Genomic DNA, 13,098 nt, shown 5'->3' on the forward strand with positions numbered 1-13,098 from the left:
CGGAGTTTCGTCAGTTTCACCCACAGAGGTCAAACCGAACTGTTCCGTTTGACTGTACGCGCCGACCATCCCGACTACCAAACCGAACGGTTCGGTGCTCTATCCTTGGACTATGTCCCAGTCCCGCGACTCCGGCCAGACCGCAGCGCCCACCGTCGGCGGCGACACCACGCGCGAGCGCATCCTTGCCGCTGCCATGGAGGAGTTCGCTGGCCACGGCATCGCCGGCGCCCGCGTGGACCGCATCGCCAAGCTCGCCAAAACCAGCAAGGAACGCGTCTACGCCTACTTCCGCAGCAAAGACGCGCTTTATGCCGCTGTTGCTGCACGGGAGTATGTCGTCATCGCAGAGGCCACCCAGATGGACCCGTCCGACCTCCCTGGCTACGCGGGCCGCCTGTTCGACTACTTCGTCGCCCGTCCAGACCACCACCGCCTGATCACCTGGGGCCGCCTCGAACGGCAGGGCACCACAGCCGGTGTCGACGATCCCGACCAGGTAGTGATCGCCCGCAAAATCGACCAGCTTCGCCAGGTGCAGCAGGTTGGACAGCTCGATCCCGCCTGGGACCCGGCCGACGTCCTCGCCCTGGTCAACCAGATCGCCATGACCTGGGCGTCGCAACCCGAACTCAGCAAGGCCGCCGCCGTGCACGCCGGCGACCCCACCACCGCCGCCCGCCGTGCCGCGGTGGTGGCCGCAGTCGAGCAGCTATTCCCCCGAGCGGTGTGAGTATCACCGGTTTCGGGCAGGGGCCTGCCCGAAACGGGGTACGTGCGCTCGTGACAGGAATCAGGCTCAGGATGCTGAGCCCTCCGGGCGTCCCTGCTTGCCAGCACCACCACCAACGGAACCTCAAGGGGATCCGTCCGACACCGTTCAGCGAGCGATCACGCCATTAGAAGCGACCTCTAAGCCAGCGGGACTATTGAGGCGACCGGTCGGGCTGAAGTGTGTTCGGCGTTACGGTGTGTGCTTTGCCGCGGTTGAGGGCGACGAGCGCGAGCGCAGCGATAAAGACGAGAGCGGACACAAGCAGCATGCCGCCTGTGAACGAGCCTGTTGCGTCGTAGAGGGCGCCGGTCGCGTATGGGCCAACGAACCCGCTCAGGTTGCCGATGGAGTTGATGAGTGCGATACCGGCAGCGGCTGTGCTCGCGGACAGGAAGCGATGCGGCAACTGCCAAAAGAGCGGCATCGCGACGTAGAGACCGGCCGCCGCGACGGACAGCAGCGCGATGGCCGCCACCGCGTTCCCGACGAGGGGAGCGGCGGCGAGTGCGCAGGCAGTGCTCACGGCACCGGTGAACACGTGCCAAACCCGCTCGCCCGTGCGATCCGAGTGCCGGGCAGTGAAGTACATGACTGTCAAAGCAGTGATCCACGGGATGGCGGTGAGGAGTCCGACCTGCATGGTTGTGATGCCGGCACCGGTGCTCGTCTCCATCGCCTGGATGACCTGAGGGAGGAAGAAGTTCAGCAGGTAGCTGCCCGAGTTGATGCCGAAGAAGATCAGAGCGAGTGCCAGGATCGGAGGTGACTTGAGCGCGGAGAGCGGCGACGGGCGGGATGCATCGGGGGTCTCCGCGCGTTCCCGTTCAAGTTCGGCTTCTAGGAATTGACGCTCGGAGTCCGACAGCCAGGCAGCATCTGCCGGCCGCGAGGGGAGCAGCCAGAAGACGAGGACCCCGACCAGAACGGTGGGGAACCCGAGCAGGAGGAACAGGATCTGCCAGCTCCGCAGTCCGAAAGTGTTGTCCAGATGCGTCAACACCAACGACGCCAGCGGGGCCCCAACCGCGCTCGCGATCGGGGCGGCCATGATGAACAATGCCGTGATCCGGCCCCGGACAGCGCGCGGCACCCAGTAGGTGAGGTAGAGAAGCACACCAGGGAAGAACCCGGCCTCGGCGACTCCGAGAAGTGTGCGAGCCGCATAGAAACTGTATTCGCCGACTACGAATGCGGTGGCGGCTGTTACCAGCCCCCAGGTAATCAATATCCGGGCGAGCCAGACTCGCGCGCCCACCTTCTCCATGATGATGTTGCTGGGTACTTCGAAGAAGAAGTATCCGACGAAGAACAAGGCGGCCCCGAGCCCGAAGGCGGTCGTCGTCAGGCCGAGGTCGTCGTTCATCTCCAAGGATGCGAATCCGATGCTGACCCGGTCCAGCCATGCCAGCAGGTACATCACCATGATGAGCGGCACGATACGAAGGAAGATCTTCCGGTACGCGGGGTGCATCGGCTCCGAAGATGTGACGCCGTGCTGCCTCGGCGCGGCCATGGGCAAGTCCTTCCTGTAAGTACTCGCCGCCCCTCGAACATGGCACGGATCCGCGAGTGCGCCCGTGTGGCTCCGCAGTCCTGGGGCCCCCACCCCGCCGAGCCTCGTCGCCGTGTGCAACTCGAGGTTGGGTGGGGCGACAAGGCCGGCGATGGTGAGCAACTCCCGTTTAGGGGGAGGCTTGAACGCCTGATTGCTGCTAGATCAGTCGAATCGATAGGGCTCGTGCGGCCCGACCGACGGCAGCGGCCTGGGCCGCTCGCAGGTGCTCTCGATCTCGATGTGCCGACCGAGCTCCGACGACTTCTCGAAGGCCAGAAGTACTTCGAGCACGTGGTACGAGAAGGGGCCGCCGGTTCGGGGCTCGAGACCGTTCCGGATCGCGTGGCCGAACTCGGCCAGGGCGATGCCCCGGTACGCGTCGTCGCGGTGCGTGATGGCTGTCTCGCGCCAGTCACCGCCGCCGGGCGGAGTCATGTCGAGGGCGAGGTCACGGGGCTCACCACGGCGCAGGATCGGTGCGCCCGAGAAGTGGTCCGGATTGGGCGCGGCGATCGACCCACTCGTGCCGTAGATCTCGAGGTGCGGAAGGTTGTGGTTCCAGACGTCCCAACTCACGATCACCGTTGCGGTCGCTCCGGACTCGAAGTCGATCGTGCCCGCGACGTGCGTAGGTGTCTTGATGTCGATGACGCCGTCGTAGCCGCCGCCCTGAGTGGGACGGGGGCGGGTCTCGGAGGACCGCGGCGCGCTGGCCGAGACCCGCTTCACAGGTCCGAAGAAGTTCACCAGATTGGTGATGAGGTACGGGCCGATGTCGAGCATCGGGCCGGCGCCGGGGCTGTAGAAGGGATCGATGTTCGGGTGCCAGTGCTCGTAGCCGCGATTGGCGAACGAACCGAAGGCCGTGACGGGTTGGCCGATCCAGCCGTCGTCGATGAGCTTGCGGCTGGTCTGCATGCCCGACCCCAGGAAGGTTGTGGGCGCGGAGCCGACCTTCACGCCCGCTGCCTGGGCGGCGTCGAGGATCTGCTGCGCCTCCTCGAGGGAGATCGCGAACGGCTTCTCCGAGAGGACGTGCTTCCCGGCTGCGACAGCCTGAAGTGTGACCGGAGCGTGCAGCGTCGGCGGGGTCAGGTTGAGTACCAGCTCCACGGTGGGGTCCGCGAGCAGTTCGTCGGGAGTCAGGGCCTTCGGTACCGAGTACTCCGCCGCACGCTTGGCGACTGCCTCGGCGTTGACGTCGGCGAGTGCGACGATCTCGACGTCGGGATGGACTCCGATCTTGTCGAGGTACTGGTTGAGCACGTTTCCGACGCCGATGACGCCGACTCGAATGGGATCCACTTGTCTCACTTCGTTTCTTGGTACCGATGCTTCTGGCCGAAGTCTTGCTGCCGAGGGCCGACGTTCACGGGTGCGATGTGCTGTCGTCGCACCGTTATAGGCCCGGCCTGTGACGTCGGCCTGTGCCAGATTGGGACACGAGCCGGGTGGCGGGTGTCGCTGTCGGTGCCTGGCTAGTGGGCCGCCGCACGGTCGCGGCGCAGCTTCGCTGTGGCGGTGTCGTCCACGACACCATCCTTGATCACGACGCCGTAGACCTGGAGCGCAGACTCCTCCGTGATCCGGCTCTCGTGCAGGTCGTTGAGCACTGCTTCCCCCTTCCGCTCAAGGGGGTCGCCATACCCGCCGCCGCCAGGGGTGATCGACACGACCTTCTCGCCGCGGAGCATGTCGTACCGGCCGACCACCGGGATCTCCTTGCGGCTTCCGTCGACGCCTTCCACCCAGGCCTGCGGAACAGCACCTCCGGTGCCACCGCGAACGCCCTTCGGCGGGTTGAACTTGCCCTCGATCCCGTACGTGATGGTCACGTCGTCATCGCGGGCCTCCATCGTGACGCGCGTCGCGAGCCCACCGCGCTGTCGGCCCGCGCCGCCCGAGTCGGCGACGAGCACACGCTCGTGGATGTAGATCGGGTAGCGCTGCTCGTCGACCTCCACGCTGTCGTGGTAGAGCAGAGCACCGCACACCGGGCGCTGGTAGGTCGGCCAGCCGTCGACGTAGGGCGTCGCCGGTCCACCGACGCCGCCGACCAGGATCTGGTTCACGTACGCGTTGCCGTTGCGCTCGTCGATGCCCGAGACCACCGACTTCGCCGGCGCCTGACCGGTCGCTCCTTCGGCGGTGCCGTAGCCGTCCTCGATCTGTGAGAACGCGGACTGCACGATGTTGACGACGCGGTCCGCCAGGTTCGTGGTGCCGGACGAGCACGAATAGGGATGCTTCGGCACGCCGACGGCGCAGCCTTCACGCAGCAGCACCTCGAAGCGCCGAAACGTGCCGGCGTTGCTGGGCAGGGACTCCGGGAGCCCCGACAGGATGCCTGCCAGGGCGGCGCCGGTCGCCGTTGCGCGCGTGAGGTTGAGCCCGTTCGGCAGGTTGTCGGGGTTGTCGCGCAGGTCGATCGTGACCCGGCCGTCGGCGGGCTTGACCGAAATCGTGGCCTGCAGAGGAACCCCGTCGGGATCGGTGCCGGGGAAGGGGTCGTGAGACGTCGAGCCGCTGAGAACCCGCTCCGGCAGCGTCTCCACCGCGCTCGTGGCGAGGCGCTCCGAGTAGTCGAACCATGCGTCGACGAACTCGACGAGCGTGTCGGCACCGAACTTGGCCGCCAGCTCCTGCACACGACGCTCCGCGATGCGCGAGGCTCCGACCGATGCCAGGTAGTCGCCGTACCACTGGTCGGGGACGCGGATGCGCGCCCGACACATGCGGATGATGTCGTCCAGGTCGGTGTAGTCGCGCTGGATCCGCACACAGGGGAAGATCAGCGCGCCTTCCTCGTAGACGTCGCGCGCCGTGGCGTAGAACGTCGTCGGAAGGGAGTTGCCGCAGTCGGCCTGGTGGGCCTTGGTGACGGCGGTGAACAGATGGCGCCCCTCGACGAAGATCGGCACGAGGATGCAGTGATCGGCCGCGTGCGAGTTGCCCATGTAGGGGTCGTTGTGCAGGAACGCGTCGCCCTCGCGGATGTCGTCGTGCAGCGCGACCATGTCCTCGCCGAGAGGACCGGCGCCGAACACATGCACCGGCACACCTTCCGCCGCGGCGAGCAGCTGATTGTCGGCAGTCAGCACGGCGCAGGAGAAGTCGCGCGCTGTGTTGATCACCGAGGAGCGAGCGGAGCGGAGCAGTCCGCTGGTCATCTCACGAACGATGCCGTCGAAGGCGTTCGCCAGTACCGAGAGCTTGACGGGGTCGAATTCACGCGACATGTCACGCCTCCTTACGAGTGAGGTAGATGTTGGAACGGTCGTCGAGGGCCGCGTCCCACTCCGGCGGGACGACGATGGTTGTCGTGGGCTGGTCGATGACGGCCGGGCCGACGACCTTGTCGCCGGGGCCGAGCGTCACTCCCCGGTAGCGGGTGGTGTCGAAGCTCTCGCCGCCGAACGTCATGGGATCGATGCGGTGCACCTCGGGCGATCCGCCGGCGGCGACCGTGTCCTTGAGCTGTTCCGGCCGAGGCACCTCGACGCGCACACCCCAGGTGATGATCTCGACGCGGCTCTGCGCGTCATGGGTGCCGTTGCGGCGGTCGTGCTCCGCGTGGAACGCCCGCTCGATGACCTGGGCGGCGTCATCGCGGACGTTCGGTACCCCTTCGAGGTGCACGCGCAGGTCCCATGCCTGGCCGGGGTAGCGCGCGTCGACGAAGTAGGTGACCTCGGGCTCGGCTCCGACGCCATGGAAGCGGTCCCCGAACTCGGCCGCCTTCACCTTGAGTTCCTCGACGGCCCGCGTTGCCGACCCGACATCGAAGGCATGGGTGTCGTTGTGCAGCGGCGAGAGGAACTCGGTGGCGATGGGCGCACGGTGGGCGCCGTAGGCCGCGAGCACCCCCGCGGTCGCGGGGATGAGCACCGTGTCGGCTTCCAGCAACATGCCGATCGCTGCGGCGACCATGGCACCGGCTCCGCCACCGGCCACGATGAGTGCACCACGCGGGTCGACGCCCTGCTCCAGCGATGCCTGCCGGATCGCCGTCGCCATGTGGTTGGCCGAGACATCGAGGATGGCCTGCGCCGCCTGCCGGATGGTCATGCCGAGGGGGCCGGCGATGCGTGACTCGATGGCACGTACGGCGGCGTCGTGGTCGAGGGTGAATCCGCCCTCGAAGCCGCTGGCGTCGAGATAGCCGAGCGCCACGCAGGCGTCGGTGACGGTCGGCTCCTCCCCGCCCCGGCCGTACGCCGCGGGTCCGGGGGTGCTGCGGGCACTCTGCGGCCCGACGCGCAGCAGCCCGCCGCCGTCGATCCACGCGATGCTGCCACCGCCGGCACCGATGCTCGAGACCGCGACCGACGACAGACCGGTCAGGTGGCCGACGAAAGGCTCACCGAGCCACGCCTCGCGGGTGTGGCGCACGATCCCCCGCTCGACGAGCGACACATCGAACGTCGTGCCGCCCATGTCGCAGACGACGACGGTCTCACGGTCGGGTGCCGCCGCCGCGCCGACGAGCGGAGCCATCGACGGACCCGAATTGAGCAGGAGTACGGGGCGGTTGAGCACGTCGGCGACGTCGAGCACGGCGCCCTCCGAAGTGACGACCAGGAGGTCACCCGCGAACCCGTAACTCACCAGGTCGGAGCGCAGGTTGCCCAGATGGTCGGCCATGAGGGGCTTCAGCGAAGCGTCGATGGAGGCAGCCGACGAACGCCGGTACTCGCGGATGGTCGGGTTGGCCTGGTTGGAGAGCGTGTAAGGGATTCCCGGGAGGGTCTCCTCGATCAGCTCCGCGAGGCGCGTCTCGTGAGCGTCGTTCACGATGGACCACAGGAAGGACACGGCGACCGCCTCGACCCCCTCGTCCGCGAGGGTCTTGAGGGCACTACGCACCTGTTCCTCGTCGAGGGGGACGAGCACGTCGCCCTCGGAGTTGATGCGCTCACGGATCTCGTACGTGAGTCGGCGCGGGATGTACGGGCCGGGGTAGGCGGCCTTCGAGTCGAATGCGTCGCGGCGGCCGCCTTCGCGCAGCAGCAGGGTGTCGGCGAATCCCTCGGTCACCAGCAGCGCGGTCTTGGCGATCTTTCCGGTGAGCACGGCGTTGGTGGCGTGCGTGGTGCCGTAGACGATCACGTCGGCGTTGCGCAGCACTTCGTCGCCGCTCCAGCCGACGGACTCGGCCGCGCGGCGGACCGCGGCCTCGAATCCGGTGAATACACGGTCGTAGGTGGTCAGTGCCTTGCCGACGGCCATGTCACCGCTGTCGGAGCCGACGACCACGTCTGTGAACGTGCCACCGGTGTCGACGGCGATGCGGTACTTCGCGTCGCGACCGCTTGAATTCCTCTGGGCCTCGGTCATCTTTCGTCCATGTCTGTCTAGAGCTTGCGGGGAGGGAACGCCCGCGTGGGGTGGGTGCGGTGTCGTGGCGTCAGTACTCGGCGACCCGGTTGCTGAGCACGCCGACGTACTCCACGTCGATCTCCACGGTGTCGCCCGGCTTCAGCCAGATCGGTGGAGTGCGCTTCGCGCCGATTCCCTGTGGTGTGCCGGTCGCGATCACATCGCCCGGCTCGAGCGTGAGGAAGCTGGAGAGGTAGGAGATGATCCGGGCGATCGGGAAGATCTGATGCCGCGTGTTCGAGTGCTGCAGCTCCACACCGTTGACGCGGGTCACGAGTTCGAGCGCCTGCGGGTCGCCGACCTCGTCGAGGGTGACGAGCGCGGGGCCCCAGGGGGTCGAACCGTCGACAGTCTTTCCGGCCGTCCACTGCGTCCCTCGGTACTGCAGATCCCGGGCAGAGATGTCGTTCAGCGGGGCGAGGCCGGCGACGTATTCGAGGGCCTCTTCTTCCGGCACGTGACGCGCCGTGCGGCCCATGACCACGGCCACCTCGCCCTCGAAGTCGAGGTTGGCGCTGACGTCGGCGCCCTGGATCTCATCCTCGGGGCCGATGAGCGTCGAGGCGAACTTCACGAACACGTCGGGGTACTCCGGCAGCGCACGGCCGGTCTCGTCGACATGGTCCTTGTAGTTCAGGCCGACGCAGAGCACCTTCGCCGGGTCAGGAACGGGAGCGGCCAGACGAAGAGCGGAGCGGGCACCGACGCGCGTATGGGGATTCTGGTCGATCAGTCGGGCCACACCGGACGTGAACGACGACAGTTCGGTGCCGTGCACGCTCAGGAAGTCCCGGACGGAGGAGGCCGGCGTCGTACAGGCCGCCTTCAGCAGGCGCTCGAGATCGAACACGGTGTCGTCGAGCAGCACGCCGCCTCGGGCGTGGTTCTCGTGGAGGTAGGAGACGATACGCATGGCTGTTGCCCTCTCTCAGTCCTGTGTGGCGGCGACGGCGAGCACCGCATCGCTGAGGCGGTCCGCGATGTCGTCGACGACCGCCTGGTCCATCGGGGTCGACAGCGACAGCAGGTTGGCCGGTGAGCCGAGCAGGCCGCGGTTGTACGACTCCCACCACAGGCGGTGCTGTGTTGATTCGTCGACCTTCTGGGAGCCGGCAGGAACGGCCCGGAGCAGCGAGCCACGCCCTCGTACCTCCCAACCGACGCTGGAGACGCGGTCCTTGACCGACTCGCGTGCGGCGTCGCCGAGGCCGTTCAGTCGCTTCGCCTCGGACTCGCTGTACAGGCGCAGCGCCGCGGCGCCTGCTGCCATGCTGACCGGGTTGCCGGAGAAGGTTCCGCCGTGCGGCAGGCTTCCGGGCCGTGTCGGGTCGACCTCGGACATGAGCGAGCCGAGACCGACGACCGCGCCGACCGCGAAGCCGCCTCCGATGGTCTTCCCCGTAGTCAGGAGGTCGGGCGCGATGCCGTACTCGCCGCTCAGACCGTGCAGGCCGAGCCTCAGGCTGATGACCTCGTCGATGATGAGAACGATCCCGTAGCGCGTCGCGAGTTCACGTGCCGTGGTGACGAAATCGTCGGAGATCCGCAGTAGGCCGGCCCGGTTCGGCAGGAGGTCGAGGATGATCGCCGCGTACTCGTCGGGTGCTGCCTCAACCGACTGGCGGAGGAACTCGATGTCGTTGAGGGGCACGGCAGTGACATCGTCGATCACCCCCTGCGGTACGCCCCTTGTGTAGGTGGGACCGCCGGGGACGAGGGCGATGTCCGACGTGCCGTGGTAGCCGCCCTTGGTCACGATCACGCGGTCGCGACCGGTGCCGGCGCGGGCGATCCGGATGGCCGACATGACGGCCTCGGTGCCGGAGTTGGTGAAGCGCACCTGGTCGAGGTCGGGCAGCCGCGAGAGCAGCCGATCGGCCAGCTCCCACTCGTTCAGGTTGGGGATGCCCCAACTCGCCCCGGAGGAAAGGGCCTTGGTCGCCGCCTCCGTGATCTCCGGATGGGCATTGCCGTGGATGAGCGAGGTGAAGTTGTTGTTCGCGTCGATCAGTTCGCGGCCCCGGTCGTCCCACACCCGGTAGCCCTCGCCGCGCACGGCGTAGGGACTCGGTGCGCCGGTGTAGTAGGTGGATCGGCCGTAACCGCCCGGCAGCAGCGGATAGCCGCGAGGGCCACGGCGCAGGTGCGGATCCTCCGCAGGGGCAGTGTCTGTGACAGGGTTCGTCTGGATGTTCGTTGACACGTCGGTCTTCTCCACGTCTCAGTTCACGAGGTCGACAAGGGGGCGTCCGGTGAGCGCGAGCCGCGCGCGCTCCACGGCCCCGGCCTGCAGCGCTCCGGTCGAGCGGTTGGAGCGCCAGGCGATGTGCGGGGTGAGGATCGTGTTCGGGGCGGATCGCAGCGGGTGCTCGGCGGCGACCGGCTCCTGCGAGAAGGTGTCAATGCCGGCGCCTGCGATGTGACCCGACTTCAGGGCTGCCGCGAGCGCCTCCTCGTCGATCAGTCCACCGCGCGACACATTGATGACCACGGCACCCTTGCGCATCCGCGCGAGCACGCTCTCGGAGACCACGTGTCGGGTGTCGTCGTTCAGAGGAAGGTGCAGCGAGACGATGTCGGAATCCTCGAGCACGCTCTCCAGACCGCCGAGTTCGACCGGCCCGTCAGTGATGTAGGGGTCGTAGCCGCGCACTCTCGCACCGACCGCCGAGTACATCCGTGCCACGTGCTGGCCGATGCGCCCCAGGCCGACGATGCCGACCTCGAGCTGGGAAAGCACGGGGGTGTCGTAACCGATGACCCCGTTCCAGCCGAACTCGCGGATGGCTGCGTCACCAGTCGGAAGGCGTCGCGCGAGTGAGAGACCCATCGCGAAGGCGTGTGAAGCCACTTCTTCTGAGGCAGTGCCCGGGACGATGGAGACCGGGATGTCGGCCTTCGTTGCGGCATCGACGTCGATGTTGTCGTAGCCCATGCCGTAGCGGATCACCGCGCGGCACCTCTTCATCATCGGGAATTCTTCGGCGGTGAGCCGCGCGTAGGGCGTGACCATGACGATCTCGGCGTCCGCCAGTCCTGCGCGGAAGGCATCCACGTCGGCCGCCGCGACGAGTGGGTAGTCGAGCTCATCGGCGAGCGCATGCTCGCGATTCAGGTCCGGGAAGTGGTGAGGGGCCACCAGGATGGTCCCCGGCTCATCGCCGTTCATGTCCTGTCGTCCTGTTCGCGTCGGGATTTCGTCGTCGCCGGAGTACGGCCGAGGCCGGTTTCCCAAGCCCTTATCGAGGCCGGTCCGGAGAACTGACTCAACTAAAGCCCGATGCGGGCACCACCATCCGTGCCAGATCGAAACACTCGACGCGCCACCTTCGGACACGACGAACGGCCCGGACCAAGAGGGTCCGGGCCGCTCGTCATGCGGTCAGAGGTCGAAGCCTCGACTGCGGAAGTAGTCCATGCGCCGGTAGAAAGTGGAACGCCCGATCTCCAGCATTTCCGCAGCGAGTCGTCGGTTGCCTTTCGCTTCACGCAGGGCGCTGCGGATCTCGGCCAGTTCGGCGTCCTCGAGGCGAGACAACCGTCCCTTGGTCAGCACTTGGTGGAAGTTCTCGGGCAGATTGTCTTCCGTGACCTCGATGCCTTGCGACCGTTCGACGGCGTCCGAGACGACCTGGCGCAGTTGGGCGATATTGCCCGGCCAGTCTGAGTTGGTGAGGGTTGCGACGAGCTTGCGTGAGAGTCGGCGGCTCCCGAGCTCACCAGCGATCGCATGGGCCAGCAGGGGGATGTCCTCGCGCCGTCTACGCAACGGGGCGAGCGGGATCTCAAGCGCCCCGCAGGCATCGGCGATCGCACGGGTCGCGTCATTCCTGACGCTCGCGGCCGTGAAGATTACTGTGCCACGTGTGCTGCTTCGTAGGCGCAATGCCAATGTGCGGGAGTCTTCTGGGGGGAGCTCGTCGGCGTGTGCGATGAACAGAGCCGCCTGGGACTCCGGGGTGGCACGCTCAAATGCCTCATCGATCCGGGAACCGGCGGCGGTGTCGCGCGCGTCGATCCGCATCACTTCGCTGCGGAAGCCGGCGAGCGCCTCGGCGAGTCGTGTCTTTCCGCTGCCGGGTTCGCCCACGATGGCCACGGATCGATCCTGCTCGACCGCGGCCCGCGCCGAACCGACGGCTTGTTGCAGGGCGATGCTCCGGCCGTCGAGGTGCTCGAGCAGCTGATCAGCGGACGACAAGACGTCGAGCTGTGGGATTGCCGGCGCATCGAGCACCCGGCTGTGGCGAGAGAGGGGACGGACGACGGTGACCGCGCCGAAGCCCGAGCCCGTCAGTGCCACGGGCGAGATCTCGATGCTGGCCGGCCCGAAGCCGGCCAGCATCACTTCCACGCTCGTAGTCTGCCCTGAGGACATCACACTCTTGGCGTAGCCATTGATGACGGACAGATCCGAGCCTTCCAGAGACGCGGTCGCAACGGAGTTCATGAAGGAGTGCCTGCCATCGGTCACCACCACCGCGGATTTCCCGCGTCGGCGGCAGACGGTGAGGTACTCACGCAGAAGGGTGCGCTCCCGCGACGACATGCGCGTCTCGATCTCTCGCTCGATCCGCGATGTGACCCCTTCGAGCATCAGAAGTGTGGACGACGGGTCGAGCTCTGGTACCCGGGCGGCGGGCAGCGTCAGCCCGACCACTGCACGCACTCGATTGTGGAACGGATCTCGGATGAGCGAGGCGAAGCACCAGTTGCCGCGCATGTCTTCTCGGTAGTGCTCCGCGGGCGCCAGCCAGATGGCACGTCCCTCTTCCAGCGCGACGCCTTCTCCGTTGCTTCCGCAGCTTGCCTCCGACAGTGAGTAGCCGGCCGCGAAGTCGGCGTCTTCTCTCAGGAAGGGGGGATTGATCAGCGCGCCATTCGGCGAGCTCAGACTCACGTGGCCACCGATGTCCTCGGCGACCTCGTCGAGCCTTCTCAGATGTGGCTCAGCAATGAGCATGGTGCGCTCGTCGACACGGCCCTCGTCGAAGTAGCCACGGTCGGCCTGCGAGTCGACGCCCGCAGCGCGACTGCGCCGCCAGGAGCGGGCGACCACCGGACGGAGCGCAGAGAGATCGTCGGTGGCGTGACTCAGGAACAGGTCGCGGATTTCGTGTGTGTGCTGGGGCTCCGACGAAACGGCCCACGAGTGCGAAGCAACTGATGGCATGGAGACCTCCTCGTCGGCTGCGAGTGCAGGGCTTGAGCCTCAGCTGGCAGGATCTAACACAATGCATGGATGCGTCTATAGGTGGTCACCTGGTGGACGCCATTGGTAACACGTTGTGTCCGTTCCCGTTAACCTGCAGGTGGCGGCGGCCGTGGAGCCGGGCGTGGCGAGCACGCCCATTCCGTGAGCGCGTCCGAGCGCGGCTCTGCATCGCGG

At 67.1% G+C, this 13,098-nt stretch carries 9 protein-coding genes; 1 reads left to right on the forward strand and 8 read right to left on the reverse strand.

The genetic code is table 11. The features are described from left to right. Window positions 1–112: 112 nt before the first annotated feature. Window positions 113–733, forward strand: coding sequence for a TetR/AcrR family transcriptional regulator (locus tag ACNYS0_RS35195; protein WP_422479564.1), 621 nt, complete (start codon window positions 113–115; stop codon window positions 731–733). A 193-nt stretch (window positions 734–926) separates the two neighbouring features. On the opposite strand, the gene ACNYS0_RS35200 is transcribed toward ACNYS0_RS35195, so the two are convergent. From ACNYS0_RS35200 to ACNYS0_RS35235, 8 genes are all read right to left on the reverse strand, one after another. Then, entirely contained in the window at window positions 927–2,288 is a 1,362-nt protein-coding gene (locus tag ACNYS0_RS35200) for an MFS transporter (RefSeq protein ID WP_422479566.1), read from the reverse strand. A gap of 204 nt (window positions 2,289–2,492) precedes the next feature. Then, window positions 2,493–3,635 (reverse strand): Gfo/Idh/MocA family protein, encoded by a 1,143-nt coding sequence (locus ACNYS0_RS35205; protein ID WP_422479568.1) that lies wholly within the window; start codon window positions 3,633–3,635, stop codon window positions 2,493–2,495. A 173-nt stretch (window positions 3,636–3,808) separates the two neighbouring features. Continuing rightward, entirely contained in the window at window positions 3,809–5,569 is a 1,761-nt protein-coding gene (locus ACNYS0_RS35210; protein WP_422479570.1) for a hydantoinase B/oxoprolinase family protein, read from the reverse strand. Between the two features lies 1 nt (window position 5,570). Then, a complete protein-coding gene (locus ACNYS0_RS35215; protein ID WP_422479572.1) occupies window positions 5,571–7,667 on the reverse strand; it encodes a hydantoinase/oxoprolinase family protein in 2,097 nt (698 codons plus the stop codon). A 70-nt stretch (window positions 7,668–7,737) separates the two neighbouring features. After that, a complete protein-coding gene (locus ACNYS0_RS35220) occupies window positions 7,738–8,622 on the reverse strand; it encodes a fumarylacetoacetate hydrolase family protein (RefSeq protein WP_422479574.1) in 885 nt (294 codons plus the stop codon). Between the two features lie 15 nt (window positions 8,623–8,637). Continuing rightward, window positions 8,638–9,912, reverse strand: a complete 1,275-nt coding sequence (locus ACNYS0_RS35225) for an aspartate aminotransferase family protein (protein ID WP_422479576.1) — start codon at window positions 9,910–9,912, stop codon at window positions 8,638–8,640. 18 nt (window positions 9,913–9,930) lie between these two features. Next, entirely contained in the window at window positions 9,931–10,878 is a 948-nt protein-coding gene (locus ACNYS0_RS35230) for a C-terminal binding protein (protein ID WP_422479578.1), read from the reverse strand. Window positions 10,879–11,091: 213 nt separating this feature from the next. Next, on the reverse strand, window positions 11,092–12,882 hold the full coding sequence (locus ACNYS0_RS35235; RefSeq protein ID WP_422479580.1) for a sigma-54-dependent Fis family transcriptional regulator: 1,791 nt from the start codon (window positions 12,880–12,882) through the stop codon (window positions 11,092–11,094). Between the last annotated feature and the right edge of the window lie 216 nt (window positions 12,883–13,098).

The sequence above is a fragment of the Streptomyces anthophorae genome (genome assembly GCF_049310305.1).
Classification (GTDB): domain Bacteria; phylum Actinomycetota; class Actinomycetes; order Streptomycetales; family Streptomycetaceae; genus Streptomyces.

Coding starts and splice junctions, on each gene's coding strand:
- ACNYS0_RS35195 (WP_422479564.1), top strand. CDS start 113: ATGTCCCAGTCCCGCGACTCCGGCCAGACCGCAGCGCCCACCGTCGGC.
- ACNYS0_RS35200 (WP_422479566.1), bottom strand. CDS start 2,288: ATGGCCGCGCCGAGGCAGCACGGCGTCACATCTTCGGAGCCGATGCAC.
- ACNYS0_RS35210 (WP_422479570.1), bottom strand. CDS start 5,569: ATGTCGCGTGAATTCGACCCCGTCAAGCTCTCGGTACTGGCGAACGCC.
- ACNYS0_RS35215 (WP_422479572.1), bottom strand. CDS start 7,667: ATGACCGAGGCCCAGAGGAATTCAAGCGGTCGCGACGCGAAGTACCGC.
- ACNYS0_RS35220 (WP_422479574.1), bottom strand. CDS start 8,622: ATGCGTATCGTCTCCTACCTCCACGAGAACCACGCCCGAGGCGGCGTG.
- ACNYS0_RS35230 (WP_422479578.1), bottom strand. CDS start 10,878: ATGAACGGCGATGAGCCGGGGACCATCCTGGTGGCCCCTCACCACTTC.
- ACNYS0_RS35235 (WP_422479580.1), bottom strand. CDS start 12,882: ATGCCATCAGTTGCTTCGCACTCGTGGGCCGTTTCGTCGGAGCCCCAG.